General features: G+C 42.4%; 22 protein-coding genes, 1 tRNA gene and 1 pseudogene. 5 read left to right on the top strand and 19 right to left on the bottom strand.

The window, feature by feature from the left end; translation table 11 throughout:
* A partial coding sequence (locus AAC978_RS10705) for a hypothetical protein (protein WP_341548023.1) occupies positions 1–494 on the top strand: 494 nt, incomplete at its 5' end.
* A gap of 157 nt (positions 495–651) precedes the next feature.
* Here AAC978_RS10705 and AAC978_RS10700 read toward each other — a convergent pair.
* The 6 genes from AAC978_RS10700 to pdxS all read right to left on the bottom strand — a co-directional run bounded on the left by AAC978_RS10700 (position 652) and on the right by pdxS (position 6,458).
* Complete coding sequence (locus tag AAC978_RS10700; RefSeq protein ID WP_341548022.1) at positions 652–1,416, bottom strand: MerR family transcriptional regulator; 765 nt, start codon at positions 1,414–1,416, stop codon at positions 652–654.
* A 170-nt stretch (positions 1,417–1,586) separates the two neighbouring features.
* On the bottom strand, positions 1,587–2,237 hold the full coding sequence (locus tag AAC978_RS10695; RefSeq protein ID WP_341548021.1) for an HAD family hydrolase: 651 nt from the start codon (positions 2,235–2,237) through the stop codon (positions 1,587–1,589).
* Between the two features lie 129 nt (positions 2,238–2,366).
* Positions 2,367–3,389 carry a threonine aldolase family protein gene (locus AAC978_RS10690; RefSeq protein ID WP_341548020.1) on the bottom strand — a complete coding sequence of 341 codons (1,023 nt, stop codon included), beginning with the start codon at positions 3,387–3,389 and terminating at the stop codon, positions 2,367–2,369.
* Between the two features lie 74 nt (positions 3,390–3,463).
* The gene (gene ilvA, locus AAC978_RS10685) at positions 3,464–4,672 is read right to left on the bottom strand and encodes a threonine ammonia-lyase (protein WP_341548019.1); all 1,209 of its coding nucleotides are present in this window, start codon (positions 4,670–4,672) and stop codon (positions 3,464–3,466) included.
* 300 nt (positions 4,673–4,972) lie between these two features.
* Positions 4,973–5,572, bottom strand: coding sequence for a pyridoxal 5'-phosphate synthase glutaminase subunit PdxT (pdxT, locus tag AAC978_RS10680; protein WP_341548018.1), 600 nt, complete (start codon positions 5,570–5,572; stop codon positions 4,973–4,975).
* A 1-nt stretch (position 5,573) separates the two neighbouring features.
* Entirely contained in the window at positions 5,574–6,458 is an 885-nt protein-coding gene (pdxS, locus tag AAC978_RS10675; protein ID WP_445900303.1) for a pyridoxal 5'-phosphate synthase lyase subunit PdxS, read from the bottom strand.
* 114 nt (positions 6,459–6,572) lie between these two features.
* Between pdxS and pdxR the strand changes: the two genes are divergently transcribed.
* On the top strand, positions 6,573–8,009 hold the full coding sequence (gene pdxR / locus AAC978_RS10670) for a MocR-like pyridoxine biosynthesis transcription factor PdxR (RefSeq protein ID WP_341548017.1): 1,437 nt from the start codon (positions 6,573–6,575) through the stop codon (positions 8,007–8,009).
* Between the two features lie 177 nt (positions 8,010–8,186).
* Here pdxR and AAC978_RS10665 read toward each other — a convergent pair whose 3' ends face one another.
* The 5 genes from AAC978_RS10665 to AAC978_RS10645 form a co-directional block, all read right to left on the bottom strand.
* Positions 8,187–9,395, bottom strand: a complete 1,209-nt coding sequence (locus AAC978_RS10665) for an FAD-dependent oxidoreductase (protein WP_341548016.1) — start codon at positions 9,393–9,395, stop codon at positions 8,187–8,189.
* 35 nt (positions 9,396–9,430) lie between these two features.
* Positions 9,431–9,757, bottom strand: coding sequence for a thioredoxin family protein (locus AAC978_RS10660; protein ID WP_341548015.1), 327 nt, complete (start codon positions 9,755–9,757; stop codon positions 9,431–9,433).
* A 336-nt stretch (positions 9,758–10,093) separates the two neighbouring features.
* Complete coding sequence (locus AAC978_RS10655; RefSeq protein WP_341548014.1) at positions 10,094–11,047, bottom strand: FMN-binding protein; 954 nt, start codon at positions 11,045–11,047, stop codon at positions 10,094–10,096.
* Positions 11,048–11,182: 135 nt separating this feature from the next.
* A complete protein-coding gene (locus AAC978_RS10650; protein WP_341548013.1) occupies positions 11,183–12,286 on the bottom strand; it encodes a response regulator transcription factor in 1,104 nt (367 codons plus the stop codon).
* The gene (locus AAC978_RS10645; protein WP_341548012.1) at positions 12,279–13,904 is read right to left on the bottom strand and encodes a sensor histidine kinase; all 1,626 of its coding nucleotides are present in this window, start codon (positions 13,902–13,904) and stop codon (positions 12,279–12,281) included. The genes AAC978_RS10650 and AAC978_RS10645 overlap by 8 nt, the downstream gene beginning before the upstream one ends.
* Positions 13,905–14,157: 253 nt before the next feature.
* Here AAC978_RS10645 and AAC978_RS10640 point away from each other — a divergent pair, with 253 nt between their 5' ends.
* Positions 14,158–14,307 carry a hypothetical protein gene (locus AAC978_RS10640; protein ID WP_341548011.1) on the top strand — a complete coding sequence of 50 codons (150 nt, stop codon included), beginning with the start codon at positions 14,158–14,160 and terminating at the stop codon, positions 14,305–14,307.
* A gap of 679 nt (positions 14,308–14,986) precedes the next feature.
* Here the strand turns inward: AAC978_RS10640 and AAC978_RS10635 are convergent.
* From AAC978_RS10635 to AAC978_RS10610, 6 genes and pseudogenes are all read right to left on the bottom strand, one after another.
* Positions 14,987–16,711 carry a flavocytochrome c gene (locus AAC978_RS10635; protein ID WP_341548010.1) on the bottom strand — a complete coding sequence of 575 codons (1,725 nt, stop codon included), beginning with the start codon at positions 16,709–16,711 and terminating at the stop codon, positions 14,987–14,989.
* Between the two features lie 407 nt (positions 16,712–17,118).
* Positions 17,119–18,650 (bottom strand): annotated as a pseudogene (locus AAC978_RS10630) (IS1182 family transposase).
* A 170-nt stretch (positions 18,651–18,820) separates the two neighbouring features.
* Positions 18,821–19,480, bottom strand: a complete 660-nt coding sequence (locus AAC978_RS10625; RefSeq protein ID WP_341548009.1) for a GntR family transcriptional regulator — start codon at positions 19,478–19,480, stop codon at positions 18,821–18,823.
* 485 nt (positions 19,481–19,965) lie between these two features.
* Positions 19,966–20,331, bottom strand: a complete 366-nt coding sequence (locus tag AAC978_RS10620; RefSeq protein WP_341548026.1) for an arsenic resistance protein — start codon at positions 20,329–20,331, stop codon at positions 19,966–19,968.
* A gap of 80 nt (positions 20,332–20,411) precedes the next feature.
* Positions 20,412–20,487 (bottom strand) — tRNA-Lys (locus AAC978_RS10615).
* Positions 20,488–20,579: 92 nt separating this feature from the next.
* Positions 20,580–20,870: a hypothetical protein gene (locus AAC978_RS10610; protein WP_341548008.1), complete on the bottom strand. Its 291-nt coding sequence runs from the start codon at positions 20,868–20,870 to the stop codon at positions 20,580–20,582.
* A 171-nt stretch (positions 20,871–21,041) separates the two neighbouring features.
* Here AAC978_RS10610 and AAC978_RS10605 point away from each other — a divergent pair, with 171 nt between their 5' ends.
* Entirely contained in the window at positions 21,042–21,236 is a 195-nt protein-coding gene (locus AAC978_RS10605) for a DUF1858 domain-containing protein (RefSeq protein WP_015261373.1), read from the top strand.
* A gap of 364 nt (positions 21,237–21,600) precedes the next feature.
* Positions 21,601–22,818 (top strand): S1C family serine protease, encoded by a 1,218-nt coding sequence (locus AAC978_RS10600; protein WP_341548007.1) that lies wholly within the window; start codon positions 21,601–21,603, stop codon positions 22,816–22,818.
* Positions 22,819–22,820: 2 nt separating this feature from the next.
* Here AAC978_RS10600 and AAC978_RS10595 read toward each other — a convergent pair whose 3' ends face one another.
* Together AAC978_RS10595 and AAC978_RS10590 are read right to left on the bottom strand one after the other, a co-directional pair.
* A complete protein-coding gene (locus tag AAC978_RS10595) occupies positions 22,821–23,159 on the bottom strand; it encodes a P-II family nitrogen regulator (RefSeq protein WP_341548006.1) in 339 nt (112 codons plus the stop codon).
* A gap of 110 nt (positions 23,160–23,269) precedes the next feature.
* The gene (locus AAC978_RS10590; RefSeq protein ID WP_341548005.1) at positions 23,270–24,589 is read right to left on the bottom strand and encodes an ammonium transporter; all 1,320 of its coding nucleotides are present in this window, start codon (positions 24,587–24,589) and stop codon (positions 23,270–23,272) included.
* Positions 24,590–24,628: the final 39 nt, after the last annotated feature.

Below are 24,628 nucleotides of genomic sequence, written 5' to 3'. Positions count from 1 at the left end.
TGAAGAGTGATATTTCCTCACTCCAACATGATGTTGTCTCTATGAAGGACGATATCTCTTCCATGAAGAGTGATATTTCCTCACTCCAACATGATGTTGTCTCTATGAAGGACGATATCTCTTCCATGAAGAGTGACATCTCCACGCTCCAACAAGATGTTGGCTCCATGAAGAACGATATCTCTACACTGCAAAAAGATGTTGGCGACTTACATACACAGGTCGCGAAGAATACGATTACATTGGAAAAAACCCAAAAAGATGTCAGAATCATGGCTGAGGTTCAAAAAGCTCATTATGAACAAAATCAGCGAGACCATCAGGAGATGCTCTCTACTGTTAACTCCAGAACAAATGTTATCGAATTAGCTATAAAATCCGTTTCCACTACACTAAGCGATGTTCAAGAAGAGAGTCAATCCCTGAACACTCTTCTTGGTCAACACACACTCTCTATAGAAACCATGAGGCGAAAATTAGCAAAGACACCTTGAGCAACGTAAAGTGCACCCCAAATGTTAGAAAAAATTCTAGCGTTCAAGGTGCACTTTTTAACGTCCTTCTTATATGGCTATCTGTAGCTCTTTAGTAGTACCCATCCGATCTTGAGCCTCGTTACTCATCTGATCTTGTGCCGTTTCTCATTGCTTCTTACTTCTTCGTTCCGGTATAGACGAAGACGGCATCGCGAAGGAACTCTGCTGCCCCGGGTTGCTTCACGTCATAATAAGCTGTGAATCTTGAATCATCCACATACATCTGGGCCAACCCCGCATGAGCTTCCTTGGAGTAGCTTGGCCAGGAGAAGGTGAGCCATTGACGATGGAGATCGGCTGTTTTTTGAGCCAGCTCTCCTGCAGGGTCCCCTGTCTTAAAGGCTTCATAGAGGGTCGATAACACTTCTTCACCAAGCTTAGTGAATTCATCATACTGCTCTTGGGACATGTTCATGAACTTCTCGTTGGACTTAGCTACGGTTTCTTCACCGTATTTTTCACGGATTTCCTGACCATATTTCTCTTCATTTTCTTCAATCATCTTACGCTTAAATCCTGCAAACTTTTCTTTGTCGGACATAGTGATTCTCCCTTCTTTTTGGGCAATGGTCTTCTCAACATTTTCGATGAGCTGATCCAATTGCTCTCGTTTTTCCAGAAGCTTCTCACGATGTTCACGCAGTGCCTTATCCCCATCAAAATCCGCTGTGTTTATGATATCTTTAATTCCTTCCAAGCTCATCCCCAACTCTCTGTAAAATAAAATCTGTTGTAAGCGGTCAACCTCGTGTTGCCCATAAATCCGATACCCTGAGGAAGCGATTCTAGCCGGCTTAAGAATCCCGATTTCATCATAGTATCTGAGGGTGCGCGAGCTGATTCCCGCCAGATGAGCTAACTTCTGCACTGTGTATTCCACGTGATCACCTCCTGACGAGATTAAGAATACACCTTGACGCAACGTCAAAGTAAAGAGGGGAAGTAACATTAATTTAAAGAATTTTTCATGAAGGTTCTTAGAAAGGTTTTACTAAATAAAGGTTTTTGAAGCTTTGTATATAAGGGATTTTGTATAAAGCTTTTCGATTTTCAGCTAATAATATCAAGCAATTGATCAAAGTGATCAATTGCGGCCACATAGTTTTCCACCGAACCAAAACCATAGCGAGCATAGATAAAGGGGATCTCGGCGACTTGCGCAGCCTTAGCATCTCCTAGGGTATCTCCCACATAAACGGGATTCTGGAGATGGTTTCGTTCCATAATGAGCTTTATATTCTCGCCCTTAGAAAGGCCTGTTCTGCCTGGATTCTCATAATCAATAAAATACTTCTCTAGCTTATGGGCAAAGAAAAATGATTCGATATAGCCATCTTGGCAATTACTGACGATAAAGAGCTTATGCCTATGTGCCAGTGCTTCGAGAGTTTCCTCCACATGAGGATACAACATCCCCCCGTGAGTCCTGATCGTCTCAAACTCTATTTCTCCGCCGCGATCCATGATCTGACACCGATCCTCCTCGGACAAGTTAGGAAACAGCTTTCTACCGATCTCGGGAATTTGCAGCCCCATGACACTTTTGATCTGGTCCATAGAAACTTCTTCAGATTCATGCCCCTGTGAGCGTGCATACTCTGCCAAGGTTTGATTCCAGGACAGGCATACGAGCTTTGTGGCATCCCATAGGGTCCCATCTAAATCAAAGATAACACTATCTACATTCGCCAACTTTTCCATCACTAATTCCCCTTATCTGAGAATTTGACCAGCCTCTGATCATAGAACCTTAATGATTTATCTAGCTTCTGATCATCGTACCTATTATGTTTAAGATTAACTAGTAAAGTTAAGATTGTACCCTTATTTTTATAAAATTTCACTGAGATCCGCCATGAAGGAATCTACAGCCTCCTCTTGTGTAGCCCAAGAAGTCACCAAGCGAATAGCGGTCTGCGTGCCCACTTTCCCCCAAATTTCAAAATGATACTTAACCTTAAGCTGCTCAACGATCTCGTCGGAGAAAATGGGGAATACCTGATTAGAGCTGGATTCGGCAAGAAATTCCACCCCTACTTCTTTCAATTCATCGCGCAGCTTATAAGCCATACGGTTAGCGTGATCTGCTATCTCAAAATACAAATTATCCCGAAAAAGCTCAAGGAACTGAATACCGATTACCCTTCCTTTCGCCAAAAGGGCACCCTTTTGCTTCATATGATAGCGGAAATCCGTTTTTAAGACTTCATTACACAGTACCAAGGCTTCCCCAAGGAGGGCCCCATTCTTGGTTCCACCAATATAAAAAGCATCGACTAGCTTAGGTAAATCTGCTAAGTCCAGATCGTTCCCTTCGGCGCATAAAGCCGAACCGAGTCTGGCTCCATCCATAAATAAGTAGAGGTTCTCTTCCCGGCAAAACTGACTAAGAGCTTGAAGCTCATTTTTAGTATATACAGTGCCCACCTCTGTAGTATTGGAGATGTACACCAGCTTAGGCTTGACCATATGTTCATCAGTGTGAGCAGTCAACACCTCTTGAATCAGGACCGGAGTCAGCTTGCAGTCCTTGCTCTCCGCGGTGAGCACTTTGTGGCCTGTGGCTTCGATGGCCCCCGTCTCATGGACAAAGATATGTCCGGTCTGCGCAGCAATGGCAGCCTCGTGAGGTCTCAAAAAGGCCGAAATCGCCACCAGATTGGCTTGGGTTCCTCCCGTAAGAAAGTGAATAGCCAAGTCCTCATTTCCCAACCGCTTACGCAAAAGTTCACTGGCCCCTTGGCAAAAGGAGTCCTCTCCATACCCTTGCTCTTGAACAAGGTTCGATTTCAGCAGAGCCTCGAGAATCCGCGGATGGGCTCCTTCACTATAGTCATTCTTAAAGCTGATCATCTATTATCCTCCACTTCGCAAATCAAATATCTCTTTAAAAAAACTAACAATTAACTTAAGTAATTAAACAGTAATTACACCAAGGGGTATCCGGCCTCCTCAAGGCGCTTGCTAATCCGGTTTTGATGTTCAAAGCTTTGCGTTTCTAAAGTCATATAGACACGGGCAGAACGCATGGGAACCGTTAAGTCATAACGGGCATGCTCGATGGTAATGATATTCGCTCGTTCTTGAGCAATAATTTCGAGGACTTTCTCCAGGTTACCGGGCTGATCAGGCAAGAGCATCTGGCAAACCATGGCCCGGCCTGAACGTCTGAGGCCTCGTTCGATAATCTGCGCCAGGAAATTTACATCGATATTGCCCCCACTCAGTATAAGCACCGCTTTCTGACCTTTTAGATCGACCTTATGTTGAAGGGCGGCCGCGACACTCACCGCTCCTGCTCCTTCGGCGAGGGTCTTCGTGCGTTCCATCAGCATAAGAATGGCTTGACTGATCTCTTCTTCTTCAACAGTCACGATAGCATCTACAACCTGACGCACGGTGGCAAAGGTTCGCTCTCCCGCCTTTTTGACGGCAATCCCGTCAGCCACAGTATTGGCCCGGGCCAAGAGCTCAGGCTTGCCAACCTCCAGCGCATGAAGCATACTAGCCGCTCCCGCTGCTTGGACTCCGATGATGCGCACATTGGGTTTAAGGGATTTTAAGGCTACACCTACACCGGCGATCAAGCCCCCGCCACCAATCGGAACGAGAACGGTATCCACCTCGGGCAATTGCTCAAAAATTTCTAAGCCAATCGTCCCTTGTCCCGCCATGACCTCCCAATCATCAAAGGCATGAATGAAGGTCGCACCGGTTTCTTGTTGGATTTCTACAGCCTTTTGATAAGCATCATCGAAGACTGCCCCGGAAAGAATGACCTTAGCGCCATACCCCTCTGTAGCAGAGACCTTGGCCAAGGGAGCATTTTCCGGCATGACGATGGTTGAGGCGATTCCTAAGCGCGAGGCTGCCATAGCCACCCCTTGGGCATGATTTCCTGCCGAAGCAGCCAAAACCCCTTTTTTCTTCTCGTCTTCAGAAAGCTTCAGGATTTTGTTCATCGCTCCGCGGGCTTTAAAAGAGCCGGTTTTCTGCAGGTTCTCCATCTTCAAGTAGATATGTGCCCCGGTCAGAGCACTCATGGTACTTGAATGATCCAGAACCGTTTGGTGAATATAAGGTTGGATAGCGTTCTGGGCTTCTTGGATTTTTGCTAAAGACAGTTCTGTAGACATACCAACGCTCCTTACTCATCGCAATTGCTAATTCATTTGATCATCTCATTGCTGATCTCAATCGCTAATCTTGACAACTTATTAAAAACTTAAATACACCTTTTTCTAAGCTTTAAACAGATCTTTTTCTGAACTCTATTTACATCTTTTCCTGAGCTTTAGTATATACCGAAAAAGCTTTCCCCACCCCAAGATAGCCGACTGAACATGAAAATAGGCATCCCACGAGGGAATGCCTAGATATAATTCTCTATAATGCTCGCTGAATCCTTTTTCTTCGCCATCAGCAGAGCTTTCGTATTAGATTACATTTTGAGACCACGTTTGGAGATCCCGAAGGGAGACCATGTCAAGAAACATTTGATGGATTTTGCGATCTTCATTTAATTCCGGGTGAAAGGAAAGACCGATTTGATTTTTATAACGAACAGCCACGATGTGTTCATTGACCTCACCGAGAACCTCCACCCCTGCTTTGACTGATTCGATATAGGGTGCGCGAATAAAGGTCATGGGAACCTTACCCAAATCCCCAACTACCTCTTCGGTATAAAAGCTCCCCAGCTGCCTTCCGTAAGCATTCCGCTTAACCGTTACCGGTAAGGTACCAAAGTGATGGGCCGAATCGTTGCTGAGCTCTTCAGCAAGAAGAATAAGTCCCGCACAGGTGCCTAATACAGGCAGACCCTCGACGATCTTCTCCTGCAGAGCTTCAAACATATCCAACTCCCGGAGCAATTTCCCTTGGGTGGTACTCTCCCCTCCCGGCAGAATCAGTCCGTCAAAATTTTGACGAGCATCATTGCCATTGCGGAGCTCTAGATAATCGACACCAAGTTCCTTGAGGATTTTCTCATGCTCGGCAAAGGCTCCTTGAACAGCCAATACTCCTACGATCATCTTACTTGCCTCGTTCAGCCATAAGCAGCTCGATTTCCTGCTCGTTGATTCCGACCATAGCTTCCCCTAAATCCTCGGACAGATCAGCCAACACCTTCGGATCCTGGTAATTCGTTACTGCTTTGACAATCGCTTGAGCTCTTCGAGCAGGATCTCCCGATTTAAAGATACCGGAACCTACAAAAACTCCCTCCGCTCCCAACTGCATCATTAAAGCTGCATCCGCAGGAGTCGCGATACCACCAGCAGCGAAATTGACCACCGGCAGACGACGATGCTCATGGACATAAAGCACCAACTCATAAGGTACTTGCAGCTCTTTTGCTTCTTGGAAAAGCTCATCTTCTCGCATGCCGACCACGCGGCTGATTTGACGATTGATCATGCGCATATGGCGAACAGCTTGAACTACGTCTCCGGTGCCAGGTTCACCCTTGGTCCGAATCATCGTAGCTCCTTCGTTAATTCTACGTAAGGCTTCCCCCAGATCTTTGGCCCCGCAAACAAAGGGAACCTTAAATCTGGTCTTATCAATGTGGTAGACATCATCAGCAGGGGAAAGCACTTCACTTTCATCAATATAATCAATTTCGATCGCCTCAAGAATCTGAGCCTCGACAAAGTGACCGATCCGACACTTGGCCATAACTGGAATAGAAACTGCATTTTGGATACCTTTTATCATCTTCGGATCACTCATCCGGGATACACCGCCAACAGCACGAATGTCAGCTGGGATCCGCTCTAGAGCCATCACCGCGCAGGCTCCTGCCGCCTCGGCAATCTTCGCTTGCTCTGGGGTGGTCACATCCATGATCACGCCGCCTTTGAGCATTTGGGCAAGCTCCTTGTTCAGGTCATATTGTTTGTTGTTTATAGTATTCATAACAAAACCTCACTTTACTTGTTCATTAGTTTCGAGTATACTCAAATCTGGCTATATTCAAAATAACCAATTCCTTATTTTTTTATACGACCAAATCGAAAAGGAGTCCTCAAGATGTTGACCTATTCTTTTGAAAATATAGGGTCAGAGAGCATGTATGAATATCTCTACCATTGCATCAAAAAGGATATATTGGAAAAAAAATTAAAGCCTGATGAAAAGCTCCCCTCCAAACGGGCCTTTGCCAAAAACCTTGGGGTGAGCATCATTACCATTGAGAACGCCTATGCTCAATTGGCCGCCGAAGGCTACATTTATACTCTGCCTAAGCGGGGATACTTTGTCGCCAATCTAGAGGGACAAACCCTTCATCCTCTTCGGGAAAGACCGCAGGAAGCACAAGGCCAGAAGCAAAAAAAAGAGCCAGCTTATTATGCTGACTTCGTCAGAAATTCCGTAGCTCCCGATTCTTTCCCCTTCTCGATCTGGACTAAGCTCCTGCGTGACGTGACCGATACGGAAAGCGAGGCTGCTCTCTTATCCGATACCTCGGTGGGCGGCGTCACGAAGCTAAGGCAAGCCCTTGCTGAACATCTTTACCAATTCCGCGGGCTATCTGTGGAGCCTGAGCAGATCATTGTCGGTGCCGGTACCCAATACCTCTACAGCGTCCTGATCCAGCTCTTAGGTAGAAATCGCATCTATGCCGTAGAAGACCCCGGCTATCCTCGGCTGATGAGAATCTATGAGAGCAATGATGTCAAATGTTATCCGATTGCTATGGATGCTTCCGGGGTTATGCCGGACGATGTCAAGAGCCGTGGCGCCCAGATTCTGCACATTACGCCCTCTCATCATTTCCCGACCGGAATCGTCATGCCCGTCAGTCGACGCTATGAGCTCTTAAGCTGGGCAGCCCAACAAAATGAGCACTACATTATTGAAGATGACTATGACTGCGAATTCCGCCTTTTCGGCAAACCCATCCCCACGCTGCAAAGTATCGATATCATGGAAAAAGTGATCTACATCAACACCTTCTCGAAAAGCCTAGCTCCCACCTTTCGGATCAGCTACATGGTTCTCCCCAAGCATCTTGTAAAGCGGTATTATCAAAAGTTGGGCTTTTACTCCTGCACCGTCTCTACCTTTGAGCAATTCACTCTGGCCCGTTTCATCTCCGAGGGTTATTTTGAAAAGCATATTAACCGGATGCGAACCTATTACCGCAAGCAACGGGATACCATCCTCAAAGCCCTCCGCCAAAGCGATTTAAGCCCCTATGTTACGATTCGCGAAGAGGATTCCGGGCTACATTTCCTCATGAAAATTAATACCCAGGTGGACGACGAAAAGCTTATCCTAGCAGCCAAAAATACCGGCATTCGCATTTCCTGTGTCTCTCAATATTACCATGACAACCATGATCATCAGACCCATGAAATTATCCTGAACTATTCAGGCATTGAACCGGAAAAGATTAACACCGCCATCCAACGTCTGAGTCAAAGCCTCCTGGCTGAGATCTTGCATCCCGAGAAAGCTACTTGAAATTGAACCTAATGTTATTGCTCTGTAAAACAAGGGCATTATACAAACAAGCACGCTAGCCCTGGAGCGCCTGAGCGGTGCGGATGTATGGTATGGTAAGCTACACGACCCAGACATAACAATATAAAAACGCTACAAAAGCACACGGCCTTTGTAGCGTTTTATTATAGCAGATAATTAGAGTTGAGCTTTTATACTTTCCTTATCCATCGAGCACTCCAAGCGCTTTACTTCTTTACCCTGATCTAAGATAACCACTGCGGGTGCGGCTTGAATACTATACTTATTAGCCATACTTTTCTTGGTAGCCAAATCTACTTTGACGACCTTATATTTGCTATCCATTTCACTGTTTAATTCTTCTAATAAGGTGCTGAAGGCCAAGCTTTCATCCACCATAGCATTGAAGAACAACAGCGCAACTTTTTTATCACTTTGGAGAACCTCAGCGTTAAAGCTGTTAAGTTCATCAATATAGCGTCCCGCTGCAACCGCCGCTGTGGCACCATCACCGGCTGATGTCACTACTTGTCTCAAGTATTTGACACGATTATCACCTGCAGCATAGACTCCCTCCAAGTTGGTTTCCATCAATTCATTGACAGGGATATAGCCACGCTTGTCCATAGCAAGGCCACTATCCTTTAAGAAACCCGTGGCAGGGACCATCCCGACAAATAAGAACACACCTTGACAGGGGAAATCATAGGATTCTCCGGTCTTAATGTTCTTAATCTTTACAGCTTCTACATTGTCTTCACCAAGAATTTCTGAGACCGTGGAGTTCCAGATAAAATTCATTTTGGGGTGACAAGCAGCTCGCTCAGCACTTACTTTGTTGCAGTCGAGAGTACCTTCATCGTGTAATACGATAACTGTAACCTTACTCGCAAACTTAGCAATATACATACCTTCTTCGATAGCTTGGTCACCGCTACCAACGACAACAACATGTTCGCCTTCGAAAAACTCTGCATCACAAGTAGCACAGTAAGCTAGACCATTGCCCCGCAGTCTTGATTCTCCTGGAATGTTGAGCATTCTTGGCGCACTGCCACAAGCAATGATCACGGCTTTAGCGGCAATTTCCTTACCCTTCTTAGTCTTGATTACCTTTTCTTCTTGAGAAAAGTCAACACTAAGCACTTCTTCTCTGAGGAAATCTACCCCAAAGCTTTTCGCATGCTCATGAAAATCCTTCATCAAATCAGGCCCAGTCGTTTCTACGTAACCAGGATAGTTGACAATTTCGCGGGTCGTATCAACCATCCCACCAATAGTTCCCTTATTGATGAGTAAAGTCTTAAGCTTAGATCGACCACCATAAATAGCTGAGGTCAGCCCCGCAGGGCCCCCACCAATGATCACTAAATCATAGTTTTCCATTTCTACAACCTCTTACCTTGTCTATTTTATACGATTTAAGCACCTAGAACTTCAGAGATTTTTTCTTCAACCTTATCGTCTTCGACTAAACCAGCCATTTTCCCTTGGTATTCTCCCTCATTAAAGAAGAGAATTTGCGGAACACCTTTTAAAGAAAATCTTTGAAATAAAGCTTTTTCATCTTCGACATCAACATAGTAGAAGCCGAACTTACCTTCATACTTTGGTTGTAAATCTTCAAGCACAGGTACGACTTCCTTACATACGTGACATGTTTTTCTTGAGAAGATCACTAAACAAGGATCACCATTATCATAAATAATCTCCTCAAATCGGGTTGGGTTCAATTGTTCTAATGACATCTTTCACACTCCTAATCATAGTAATTCCACTACTTACTAACTAACTCGAACATATGAAGCAAGAATTGTGGCGCAAACTAATCGTCTTGCGTCAATGAAAAAATCTTATTAATAGCATACCACTCGTTTACTTTTTTTAAAATATCCTTGATTATAGAAAAATTCAATGCCAAACACCTAATTTGCTTATGAATACCCCTTAGTCCATTAAGTTAAGGCAAAACAGGCGTCTCAGTTAAAACTGAAACGCCTGAATTATATTTTTACTTGGTGCGCCACCACAGATTCGAACTGTGGACTTGCCGATTAAGAGTCGGAAAAATTGTCTTTATTATATTAGAAATTGCCGTCTTTTTTCATTTCATTGAGCAGTTGCTCAGCCATTCTTAGATAATTATCCCATGCGGTGTTGCGTGTGGTATAACCACTTGCTGCATAGTCGCCGGTATCACCTATGGCTGGAAGCGCGGATATATCTAAGAGGTTCTGTGTTTTAACCACTTGTTCGTTTAAAGCATCCATTTGAACATTAAATCCAATACGGGAAGGCTCTTCATATTCTACACTTTCATATTTGGATTGTCTGTAAAACTTCTTCAAGATTGGATTGTCAATTTCTTCTGGAGAGTCAGCAAAGATCTCATCATACTTTACGGAAACGATCTTTTTATCTTCGACAACTATTTTGAGAAGACCTGTAAGTCCACCTTCTAGTTTTTCAGCAATGCTGTAATATTTTTGCTTCGATGGTGCATTCAAAGAACCTTCCAGCTGCTCTGCCAGTGGAAGCATGGATTGCTTGACACTGTTGGAAGCACCAGAGATCATATCAAATTCTCCGGTAAGGTCTTGCTTTTCAATCATTTGCTTTTCCACCATAACTACACTTTGAATCCAAGCAGCTCCTTTGCGCTCTCCCATTGAGAAGTTATATTCAGACATCCGTTTGGGGACATCTTGATAATAACGAAGGTAGTAATTTGGACGTCCAGTTTCGTTAAATTCTACGTGAACTATTTTTCCATCATTTTTAACGACCTCTAGAGACCCTAGGTGTCCTTGACGGAAACGTTCTTCGATTTTATAGTAATCACCTTTAGTGATCCCTAGCTTTGGTTGAATACTCCATTCGAGATCAAATTTCTTTTCTTCCGGCTGAACACTTACATTTTGTGTTCCCTGAGTTTTGCCCGCCTCTGGCGCCGTACTCTCTTGGCTGCAACCTGTCATTGTTGTTACCATTGCTGCAAGTAGCACTCCTGTAAGCAAACTTCTTTTACCTATTACCATCCTAATCGCTCCTTTTTCTATATCGAGCTTGAGAAGCTCTTTGTGATGGTTTTATCATACACGAGCTCACCCATTATGTGAATGTAATTACTAAGGCTTAACCCCTGACAAAACACGGATTAGTATTTTACGTTCCTAACGCTCACCCTTTTTCATGGCCCTATACACCATCGGTGGCATCCCCGTAGATTTTTTAAATAATTTCCCGAAATACTCTGCATCACTAAAACCTAGAAGAAGGGCTATTTCATAGTTTTTTAATGAATCCTTTTCAATCAGTCTTTTTGCTCGTTCTATTTTGATAAAAGTAATATACTCTCCGACAGTTATTCCCGTCTCCTGTTTGAACAGATCACCGACATAATTCTTTGTCAAATAAAATGCTTCTGCAATTTTTCCGAGACTAATTTCATTTTCAATATGCTCAACACAAAAAAGACATACCTCTTTTACTAGGGCACTGCGTTCAGACCGCAAAACAAATCGATTCAGGGTGTCCATCAGCCTTTCAACATGCTCCATGAATCGCTCTTTCAGGACTTGGAGCTCAGCTTTCTGAGGGGAGGGATTTTCCAGATAATGCTCTACTGTGATGTACTTCTCGATCCAGGGATATGCCTCTTGTATGGACATCAAAACTTCATCATAAATTTTTTGCAATACCAGAGCCCCTTTAATCCGATCATGCCCTACCCCCTCACACACTTCATCAAGCATCATCTCTATTCCCCTTAAGGCTCCCTTTTCTCCTTGTTCCAGCTGCTTCAAAAGGCTTCTCAGCTGTGCCTCAGGATAATAGATGTCTACCTTTTCAATCAGCTGTTCCTCTAATGTCTTCACATATTCATTAGCCTTTTTCTTGTCCAACAGGTGCTTTTTCGCTTTTTCGAGTACCTGTTTTAGGTCATCATGGGCAACAGGCTTAATTAAATAATCAAAAACACCGTATTGAATCGCATGTTTTGCAAAGTTAAATTCACTGTGCACGCTCAAGAACACGACGCAAGAAGCTAAGCCCCGCTCTTGTACTTCTTTTAATAGTTCAATTCCATTGATGATTGGCATTTCAATATCTGTAATCAAGAGGTCTACAGGATGCTCCCGAAGCTTTTCAAGGGCTTCTTGACCATCCGATGCCTGTGCAACGATGCGAAAATCCGTCTCATCGCTCCATAAGGTTAACCGCTTAATCTGTTTTATCATAATATCCATATCATCGACAATCATTACTTCAAACATTTTTGCCCTCATCCATGTTGTTTTTTTCTAAGGGTAAAGCAAAATAAAGTTGTGTCCCTTCATTAACTCGTCCCTCAATCCAAACTCTTCCTCTATGTTTCTCAAGTACTTTTTTAACAGTAGCAAGTCCTATACCCGTTCCTTCAAAATCCTGCTTACGGTGCATTCTTTGGAATACGTGAAATAACTTACCGGCGTACCTCATATCGAAACCAACACCATTATCTTTAAAGCAGAATATCCATTCTTCAGCATGTTTGACACAGTTTACGTTTAGGATTGCCTGTTGACGCCCTTTTGTAAATTTAAACCCGTTGGAAAGAATATTTTCAAGAGCTTGCCGTAAGAGTACTTTATCCCCTGTTACGATCGGTAATTCATTCTCAATGACCAAATCCACGTTCCGATCAGGATGGGCTACCTTAAGTTCTTCATAAATATTGAGAATAAGGTCTGTTAGGTTTACTGGTTGGAGTTCCAATTCTTGCTTTGCTGTAATGGAATATTCCAACAGCCGATGAATCAATGTGTTCATATCTTGGCAAATCCCTTTAATGCTCCCTAACATTTCATTGGTTTCTGGATTAAGTTGTTTTCCATAATCCTCAAGAATAAAATTGCTATATCCTTCAATGGCTCGAATAGGCGCCCGCAAATCATGGGATATAGTATAGGCAAATCCCTCTAATTCGCTGACTGCATTTTGCAGTTCACCTGTGCGTAAGAGAACCCTTTGTTCCAGCTCGTCATTTAGCACCCGAATATCTCCTAACGCCTCCTCTATTTGGCTCTCTCGGATTCTCAGCTGCGATTGTGTCTCCACCACGCGCTGAACAAAGCGAATGGTGATCCCACCCATAATAAAAAACAAAATAGTTGCAAATAAGAAGGTGACTCGGGTTTCTTCACTGGGATTGAGAGTCCATGAAAAAAAGGGAATCTCATCAGATATATAGTTGTAAACCCCTAATACAGCTAAGGTAAAGCATAAACCGAAAAGAACAATAGCGGTCAAAATATACGTGTTATATCGTGCCCCACTAGAGATGGGTAGGTCAAAAAATTTGCGAACAAAAGGAAGGAGGAGCACTGCATCGCAAAAGCCTAATAAAATGGATTCGACAATGATTCCCTTGATTACGAATAAAAGAATAATCCCCATATCCATTTCCGTATAGGCTTGAGGATTCCAAAACGGTGTAATCACTTCATTCAATCGAATAAGTATTGGGAATAGAGTGGTATAAACCACAAATCGGATAACGACATATATCAACTGTAGAAAGTAGAGATTATAGACTCCCTTATTTGATTTCTGGCGCTTTTTACTCCCATATCCGTGAATAAGAATCCAAAGCAAAAGAGACAGGGAAGGAATCAGCGATGCCCAACCATTATAACTCCCTAGAATAAACGGATAAAAAATAATAGGGCTGGCTACAACACTAATAACACCATACTTAGTCCCCCAGGCTAATGCCACCAACAAGGGAAGCATCAAACTCCATGTAATGTTAATGGAAAACCCATTAAAATCAAATCGACTTGCAAAGAAAACCCCTACAAAGCTAATCAATCCAAAAGAAATCGATATGAAGGTCTTGTAACGTTTGCTCATCTTTATCTCCCTTAAAAAAGCACTCTAATTATCTTCTTAGTAATACCTCTATTTTCGTCGATTTATCACGGGATGACAAGCCTACTGTATGCCTATATCACTTTGTATGGACTGTATGCTTTTTATTGCCCATAGTTCTTCCTACATAACTAATATTACTAACATCTAAAAGGAGGACTTAACTTAACATGGTAGATTACACAAGAGAAGGGCTATGGGAGATCAGTCTTGAAAGACCAGATGGATATCCCCAATGCGGGAAGAAATAATAGTTGAAGAAAATAATTTTGGACATATAAGCCAAAAACAAATTGAAGTTATTCGAGAAATTACTAATAGATATTACTGGATATTTAATAATTTTCTATTTGCCAGTGATAGTGCTGAGTATTTCATTGACTGAACACAGTCATCTTGAAAATACAGATCAGTCGTCTCGTTATTTGGGAGCACTCGGCTTGGAAGAGAGTACAGTGACTGGAATAAACGAATCGCACACCTAACTCCGTCACTCTGGGGTTAAACTTGACATGGGACCCCACGGGATGTGCTTCAGTGGGTTGAGGGGTGAGGCTCAAATAAAGAATGTCTCTGGGGCAAGCCCCACCCCTTCGCTTGAGGGTAGCACATCCCATCCCCATATCAAGTTTTGCTATCGGGTTGAAGCAAAGAATTGATCGCTTTTATAAGGTGATCAGTTTTTCGTGACAGATGCTAAATATAACCGTGACAGGTGCTCTAATTCACCGTGATGCCTGCTCTATCCAAACGAAATATTCAAGTGCCAGATAAGTCACCCGGCTCTATTGGATCATAAAAATACCCGTCAGGTTCATTTTAACATCATAGATGATTCTGAACATCCCATCTTCAATCCTCAGCACTTCAAATGTCTCCCTTCCATCCAAATTTAGCAGCAATAATATTCCATGAAGTAATCACGTTTACTTCTATACAAAAATCCCTTAAACCACTCGGTCTAAGGGATTCGTCTTTTAGCCCAAAGCATCACTATGTGCCCCGCTTTAAGATGAACGAACAGAACAAGCAACCACTATAATTGCTTGTTCTGCTTGCCATAATTATTTTGTATTTAGTGCAGCATTTTTTCCTGCAATTCTTCCATGGACAATAATATCTGTTAGAGAAGAGGTTCCATCGTGTACTCCACCAGTAACCTCACCAGCAGCAAATAGATTTTTTATAGGTTGGTTTTCGCCATTTAACACATGCGTATCCCCATCAATTCTAATTCCGCCTGCTGTATGGTGAACGTTAGGTACCAGCTTAATGGCATAAAATGGAGCTTTCTCAATTTTATTATTCATACCTGTTTTTCTGCCAAACTCAGCATCATTTTTACTTTCAACAGCTTTATTCCAAGTATTGACGGTCTTTGTTAGAACGTCACCTTCAATATCAATCATCTTGGCTAATTCTTCAATGCTATTGGCTGTTGGAACTTCTGAATGGAAATAACTTTGCATTCCTGCCTGTTCATTACGAGCAGTGTCATCAAGGATTAACCATACAAATCGTTCTGCTTTACCCTCGTTTATTTTTACGAAATTATCCATATCTAACCAATCATATTCTTCTGCAAATCGTACTCCGTCTTGGCTTACAGCAATAACATCTGAAACAGCACTGGACAATGGGGACATAACATTAATTTTATGCATGTTTTCTAACACTGCCCCAACCTCGATTGCCATCTCAATTCCATCGCCAACATTTCCTGGTGAATTGGTTGTTCCTAATCCGGCTAATCGCTCATCGTATTTTGTAACCATCTCATTATTTGCACTGAATCCACCTGTTGCTATAACAACAGATTTTGCATTAATTTTATAATTTTTTCGATCAGTTTCAGAAGTTGCTTCCACACCTACTACAGCATTGTTCTCCACAATCAGTTTTTTTGCTGCTGTATTCGTAATAATCTTTGTGCCTTGAGACTCTACTTTTGCTTGCATTACTTTTGCAAAGGTAGCTCCTGGTTTTCCTTCTTTAGGTCTATGAGTCCGTGCAACAGAGTCACCATGAGCAGGAATGATAACAGAAACATCTGCACCTAACTCATGAAGGAATTCCACCGCACTCTCAGATCCATCAACAAGTTGTCTCAATAAAGTTGTATCCTTAAATGTTACTCCTTTGGACATTACACTATTATAAAACGCATCTGGATTATCAATAATACCTACAGCCTCTTGGTACTTGGTTCCCGCTCCATTTATACCACCACCAGCTCTTGCAGTATTGCCCCCAATAGTGCCTAACTTTTCTAAAACAATAACATCCGCACCTGCATTTGCTGCTTCTATGGCCGCAGATAAGCCTGCTCCACCACTACCAATAATAACTACATCTGTAGTAAGTTCAACACTCTCATATTCTGTATTGTCTTCCACAACCTTAGTTATATCTTTCTCAGTAGCCCCTGCCAATAACAACGCAGCTTTTACAGCTTCAAGAATTCCGTTACTCGTTACGGTTGCTCCTGAAATTGCATCTACAGCAACGGTTTTATTTTTAATGATGGTCTCAGGCAATTTTTCAAATGCAGGATCTGAAATACCTGGTGTTTCAGAGTGCTCTTTAAAATTAATGGACAAGATACTGTCCTCGGACACTTCTACCACCGCAACAATATCCCCATTTTTACCTTTACCTACACCCTCATATGTACCAGCTTGGAACATGGCCGAATCCATTTCAGAGACTGCCTTCTTTCCGTTACCACACCCTGACATAGTAACAACCATTATCAGACTCATAAAAAAGATAGCTAACCTTTTCTTCACGTGTCACTTCTCCTTTTGATAATAAATCTTTTAAAACTTGTTCGTAGAATTACATTGTCGATAAACAATAAACGCGCGCTATTTATGTCTTACAATGTAGTATTACATAGTCGTAATACAAGTTTGTTCTACATTAGTAGTATAAATGTATGTACTAACTTTTGCAATACTATTTTTTATGATTCAAATTCATTCGCATTTAAATAAAGGGAGTGTCGCAAAACTACATTTTAAAGTAGTTATAGCGACACTCTCTTTCCCTTTCGGCTAAGATTTTTCGATTGCTTAGTCAGTACTTTATTTATTTTTTACTCCTCACGAAATTTGGGTACACCAAAATAAGCCTATGATTTTTCAGGCCTTTTTCAATACTTTCTAGGCTGTTTTTAGTGGATGAAGAGGCTTCCCTATTCGTTCATTCTGTATTTGGCGTGAAGCTTATTCACGTTATAGCCCAAGCATAGTAGCATGAATTCTGTCTTTACGCTACTTTTTCCTCGTGTCAGAAATCGATTGAAGTTATAGTCGTTTTTTAAAACTCCAAATGCTCCTTCGACCTGGATTGATTGGTTAACTCTAAGCGAGGCTCCTTCTTCCGTTGTGATGTTTTCATAAGATACTTGTCGTTTTTCTACAAATGTTTTCGATACCTGAATCTTCCGATTCCCTTTAGCCTTTGTACAGCGGCTTTAATGCGTACATTCGCTGCAGTCTTCACATTCATAGACGGTTATTTCAGAACGATAGCCAGTTGCTGTAGTTCGGTGGGTAACCCCCACAGGCTTCAGCTGCTTACCGTTGTGGCAGGTATACTCATCTGTCTCTGGATTGTAAAACATATTTTCTCGTTTACTGATGTTCTTTTTAAAACTCCGCTTTTTCCATCGTTCATAGGTTTGGGGCTTTATGTAGGGGGTCTGTTTTTGTTCCTCGAGGTAAAGATATTTTCCTCGCTCTCATACCCAGAATCTGCGATCACATTTTCATAACGTACGTTTAATCGATACTCCATCTCTTTTAAGAAGGGGATCAGGGTAGCTATGTCGTTTCGATCCTGAAAAACTCCAACTCCCGTAATGCACTCACTTTCTACTCCGATTTGTACATTGTAAGCAGGCTTCAACTGAGCGTTGCGCATATGATCATCTTTCATATGCATGAAGGTCGCATCTGGGTCAGTCCTGGAATAGCTGTTACTTCCCTCAAACAACTGGTTATGAGCATTGTATTGTTCCTGGCGAGCATAGAATTCTTGCAATGTTTCGGTAAACTTTTGCAGTTTTGATTTCCGTTTACCGATTCCCTTAACAAATTCAATTTGCTCTTGCTGCTGTTTATCTTTCAAAAAAGCCAACACGATGTTGATGTCCTTGAGTAAGGTTTCGTAGACACTTTAAAGTCGATCTCCATAAGTGGCATTTATCTCCTCTATGCACGACTGAATTTTTTCAAACATCTTGGCTTTGTTTTTGTTAACGGCCTTTTTCCAGACAAACGTCTAACGGTTGGCATTAGCCTCAATCTTTGTCCCATCGATAAAGAGGTTTTTAAACGCTATTTCATGGATATTACGTAGATATTGAACCATTTGATAAAAAAGATAATCGATACATCCCTGAAGATAATCTTTTCGAAAGCGAGCAATGGTGCTATGATCGGGTGTTTTCTTACCTTCCAGTAACCACATAAAGTTAATATCTCTTCTGCAGGCGGATTCGATCTTCCGACTAGAATAGATATTGTTCATGTAGGCGTAGGTCAATACTTTAAATAGGATTTTAGGTTCAACTGCAGGTTTTCTTCCGGTGAAAGAGTAGGCCTTGTAAAGTGCTTTGTAATTTAATCCCTCCAAAATGTGGCTTAGCAGTCGAACGGAGTCATCCTTAGGTATTAACACTTCAAGATTAAGTGGTAAAACTAATTGATAGTGCCCCCTAATTGGGTATAATTCTTAGTGTGTAATTTAATTTGTAGCATAACTCAATTGTACAACTACTGTGGATCTTTCGGGATCTACAGTTTTATTTTTTACACAAAAAGGGGCGTTGCTCGAAGAACTTTCTGTTCGTTTTGCAACAGCCCCTTTATTTAAATGCTGAATCTTTATTCTTATAAATTGATTGATGTTTCTATCTTAGATTTATCATTTTCTTGAATTGCATTTTTAATGATATTTATAGCCTCAATATCATGTTCTTTCATAATAGCTTCCGCCAAATCTCCATCTCTTGCGTTTATAGCTTCAACCAGTTTTGTATGAGTATTAAAAGACCGAACCATGCGCACTTTCAATGGCATTAAAAACCGCATATTTCTAGATGCTAAGCTTAGGGGTTTAAGAATATCTACAAGAGTTTGATTACCCGATTCTTCTACAATTATGTCATGGAACCTATCCATTAATTTCAAATGAAGCATAAAGTCATCATCTGCTACTGCTTTAGCATCTTCTTTTACAAGATAATTTAACTCCTCTATCAATTTGGGATCACCATTTTCAGCAATTAGCTTAGCTGCAAGGCTTTCCAAATAGGATAGAAGGGTATATATCTCTATAAGTTCCTCTAAAGTTACTTTATGAACCACAATTCCCCGATGAGGTGTTTTTTCAAGAAGTTTGTCCCCAATAAGACGATGCATAGCAACTCTTACAGTTCCACGGCTGACTTTGAACTCTGTAGTTAAATCTGCTTCCACAATTCGAATACCTGGTGGATAGTAGTTGTTTAATATCCGATTTTTTATTGTTAAATATACATGTTCTAACACAGAACTATTTTCGTCGCTAATTTTCTTCACACCCTTTCGGTCGTTTACGTTCGCAGATTGTTTCGTCTCATGCTGAGTAAAGTTTAAGAAGTCTATGTCTGTCCCTTCAGACCTATATTATAGCAAAAAAGTAAGCAATATCATATAACCTTAAGCCTTAGATATTAAACTATATATAGTATTAAAAAGACTTAGAAAAATCATAACGTTTTTTTAACGATTTGACAGTCCTTTTGAACAGCTAGTATTGCCTTATTATTTTTCGCTATGATTTTTTTCACCGCTTAGAGCCCTGATATTAAAGACAGTACAGGCAGCTCAATTAACGGTCCAATGCTTAGGGCCAAAGCAATTAAGGGTTAAAGGTGGCTACAGCTATGGCCAAAGATAAAGGTGAGTTTGAGCTAGAGTAGTAAAATTCAAGGCCACTGTGTCCCGTTTAGGAAACTTCAGCAGCTTACCCATTCACTGAGCAAAAACAATCATTACCCCCAAAAAATCATTAGAGCAATGAATAACTCCACCAATAACATAGGATTGTCCAGCAGATTCTTCACTTCCTGGGCATACATCACCATCGCCGCAAGACACAAAAAGAGCAACTGAAGCGGATCTCCTTGTTCCAATATGAATGTCTGAAAACCTTCCTTAATCTTTGTGAGCCACTTGGTCACCACTGAGGCCAAGAAGGGAATCACCAAGACAAAGGCCACATGCCACAGAAAGTTGCCTACATCCATTCTAACTTCACTACCGATAAATACCGACAAATACGCCGGCAGGAGCACCACTTGAAAAATCAGGTTCAGCGGCAGAATGGACATTCCTAACTCCACATTCCCTCGCTTAATCCCGTAAACACCAAATACCAGTTACTAAACACAACAAAATAGGCATCTCAGTTAACTGAAATGCCTACTCAAATTCTATTTGGTGCACCACCACAGATTCGAACTGTGGACCTGCCGATTAAGAGTCGGATGCTCTACCAGCTGAGCTAGTGGTGCAAGCACTATACTATAATATACCTGTCGGTAAAGTTTTGCAAGCAAAAATTCTTGAATATCGTCAGTAACTCTGAAGCCCTTAACTGAAAAACTTATTTGTTACGATTGTTTCTTCTTCTTATTTCTAGCAAAAGAGCCGTTATGAGCCCTGCAATTGCGCCTATCGAGAGCATCATGCCCATTATAAAATTCCCTAAGTCCTCAAACCCTTCTCCTGCTTTCACAATATAGGCCAAGTAAAAATAGTAAAGGGCTAAAAGCAAGCACAAAACCCCTGGCAAGAATTTGATGGATTTGATACTAGGGACGAACCTATCCAAAAGGTATGTAACTCCCGCTATTATTATGGCAATGACCATTAAAACAAGGATTAAACGATCCATTGTACTACCTCTTTTCTATGCTCTAGTTCTAGCTTTAGCTTGTTTCTTCCATTTTATCCGATGAATTACAGCGTAGGAGATTTGGCTAGATTTAAAAATCTCTGGGTTAAATTCTTCTAATGAGGTACAATATATTAGATAAATAGAATTCACCATAAAGGAGAGAACCTTATGTTAACAGGTGCAGAAAAAATTACCGATGTTGTTGAGAAACATCCTGAAACCGTAGAAGTATTCCAAAAATACGGCATGCATTGCTTTGGGTGCATGGCAGCTCGTTTTGAGAACGTGGAACAAGGTGCTACAGCTCACGGGATTGATGTTCCTAATCTTATCAAGGATTTAAACAAAGCTATCTCTAAATAGCATTCACCAAAGCTTCATACATCGCTAGAGGAAAGAACGGTTCACATGATCAATATGTCATGTCACCGTTCTTTTGTTTTTGATTCTTAAAGTTGGTGGTATAATTTAACATAGAACATAATATGTAACGCAACAATACAAAACATGATTGAATCTGATTCAATCTTCTAAAGGCCGACTCTGATTTGCTAAGTTCATACAATATTCATAAAAAATTCAGCTCTTTTTCAGTTTATCATCAGTTTTGCCTCAGCGTCTATCTTTATACTGAATTTAGCACAAAACTAAATGCTTATTGCACCTAGTGCATAGTGCATAAGTCATAGTGCATGGTACTTACTATTTTATATGGAGGTTTCTCGTTATGAATGAAAATGATTATTATGCTGCCACACCTGAGCCCCCCCAAAGAAAACGGAGGCTGATCCCTTTAGTAGCCATCTGCCTTATCAGTGCCTTCATAGGGGGAGTCTCTTCCGTCTCCCTAGTGCAATATATCAGTCCCGAAACGTTGCGTACGATGGAGACCACAGGGTCGATACAGTCTACGAATAATGCAAACACTGTTTCCCTGCTTGCCAATTCTCTAGCTACTGAATCAAATTCCCCTGTCGTTCAAGTGGCTAAGAATGTGGGGCCCGCAGTCGTTGGCATCTCAAATTATCAGCCTTTCTCGAATATCCATAGCTATGGTTATGGTTTTAGCTTTGGCTCCCAAGGAAACGCCAGAAATTCCGAATTAGTAGAAGCAGGAACAGGTTCTGGCTTTATCATCGATGCCAAGAATGGCTATATCGTTACCAACAATCATGTGATTGAGGGCGCCCGAAAAATCACCGTCAGTCTCAGCGATGGACGCAACATCGAAGCAAAACTAGTAGGCTCAGATGCGAAGACAGATTTGGCCGTACTTAAGATTTCTGATACAAGTAATCTTACCCAAGTCACACTCGGGGAATCCTCGCAGATCGAAGTGGGAGAGTATGTGGTTGCTATCGGCAACCCAGGTGGTAACGAATTCGCGCGCTCTGTTACAGCAGGGGTTATCTCCGCTACCAATCGGACCCTTGCCATGTCCGGCGAATCCACCCTTTATAATATGCTCCAAACCGATGCCGCCATCAATCCCGGTAACAGCGGAGGCCCACTTGTTAATTACAACGGCCAGGTCATCGGCATTAACTCAGCAAAGTATGCAGAAAACGGCTTTGAGGGTATGGGCTTTGCCATCCCCATCACAGAAGCCACCTCAATTATCGAGCAATTGATCGGTACCGGAACAGCGAAGCACCCTGCCCTCTACGTCTCTGTTAGTGATCAATACCTAGCTTACGCGGAGGAAGAAAACCTCCCTCTGGGGGCTTATATCTACCAAGTTGACCCCAATGGACCCGCCGGTAAAGCAGGCATCCTTGAGAAGGATGTAATCACCCATATCGACGGAGTAAAAGTCGAGAACTCCACAGAACTCATCGGTGAAATTTATAAGCATAATGTCGGCGACCAAGTGACCCTTACCTTCGTTCGCAATGGACAAACCAAAGAAGTGAAAGTTACCCTAGGTGAAATGGCTTCCCAGTAAGCCTAAAGCGCGGCCTCGCCTCGTTGGCCAGTGCGGATGCGAACCGCTTGCTCTACTGGGTAGACAAATATTTTCCCATCCCCAACTTCGCCACTGCGAGCAGCTTTAGCAATGATGGTTATCAATTGTTCAACCAGTTCATCCTTTACAACCACTTCAATCTTCACCTTCGGGAGTAGAATCACTTTATACTCTACTCCCCGGTAGACTTGGTTGTGGCCCTTTTGATTCCCACAGCCAATGACTTGGGTTACAGTTAAGCCACTGACCCCAAAACCATCGAGTGCTAATTGCACATCATCTAGGCTGCCCGGTCGAATAATCGCTTCAATCTTCTTCATACTATCCCTCCTCTATACAGATTAATTTTTCGCCCTATGATCTGAAACTCCTTCCAGATAATTCCCAAAATTACAACTCCTTTGGCTTTTGATTACACCTCAAGCAATACCTATTTTCCTGGTTGACCACTAGCTGCAGGAACACCTACGGTTTTCACAACTGAAGCAAACGCGGGGAAATAACCACTGCCAATAAAGTCTGGGTAAGCTTGTTCACCGTGCTGGGAGATATCCAAGCCCATCTCTTCTTCTTCAGCCGTAACACGCAAGGGCGTGAATACACTGACCAGCTTCATAATCACGAAGGTTGCGACGACTGAAAGACCTATGGTGATCACAACCCCGATTGCTTGAATACCCACTTGTGCCGCGTTTCCATACAATAGGCCGTCAGTTCCCCCCACAGAGGCTGAAGCAAAGATACCTGTGGCTAAAGCTCCCCAAATTCCGCCGATCCCATGGCAACCGAAGGCATCCAAGGAATCATCATAGCCAAGTTTTGCCTTAAGAACACTGACGCTGAAGTAACAGATAGCTCCACCGATAAGGCCAATAACTAGGGAGGACATTGGAGTCACAAATCCTGCACCTGGGGTAATGGCTACAAGCCCTGCGATTGCACCACTGGCTGCACCTAGGATAGTGGGCTTGCCACGGTGAATCCATTCCGTAGCTGTCCATGCTAAGGCCCCTGCCGCTGCCGATGTATTGGTTGTGACGAGGGCCATGACCGCTAACCCATTGGCACCCAAGGCACTGCCGGCATTAAAGCCAAACCAGCCAAACCAGAGTAGGCCTGCACCTAAAACAGTCATAGGCAATTGGTGAGGAGCCATGGGCTCTTTCCCATATCCTTTACGTTTGCCAAGGATTAAAGCCGCCACTAGACCGGTAACCCCTGAACTAATATGCACAACGGTTCCACCGGCAAAATCCAGCGCTCCCATTTCACGCAAGAAGCCGCCGACCCCCCATACCCAGTGAGCGAGGGGGTAGTATACCATTAATAGCCAAAGCACGATAAATCCTAAAAAGGCGGGGAATCTCATCCGTTCCGCAATGGAACCCGAGATAATAGCCGGTGTAATTAGGGTAAACATCATTTGGAAGGCCATAAATAATAGGAAGGGAATCGTTCCCGAATAATCTACATTTGGTTCCATGCCGACTCCCCTTAGGCCTACCCACTGAAGACTTCCGATCATGCCACCATGATCGGTACCAAAGGCGAGACTAAAACCAACTGAGATCCATAATACTGAAGAGACACCCATGATAATAAAACTGTGCATCACCGTACTCAGAACGTTCTTTTTGCGAACCATTCCTCCGTAAAACAAAGCCAACCCCGGAGTCATAAGAAATACGAGTGCTGTTGAAATAATTATGAAGCTTGTGTCTCCTGAATCTATTAGCCCACTACTTGTCATGTTATCTTCCTCCTTGATTTTTATTAATAGTGGCATTTG

The sequence above is a fragment of the Desulfitobacterium sp. THU1 genome (assembly GCF_038181555.1).
GTDB lineage: Bacteria > Bacillota > Desulfitobacteriia > Desulfitobacteriales > Desulfitobacteriaceae > Desulfitobacterium.
Note: the sequence above shows the minus strand (reverse complement) of the source record. Positions and strands in the feature narration are given on the sequence as shown.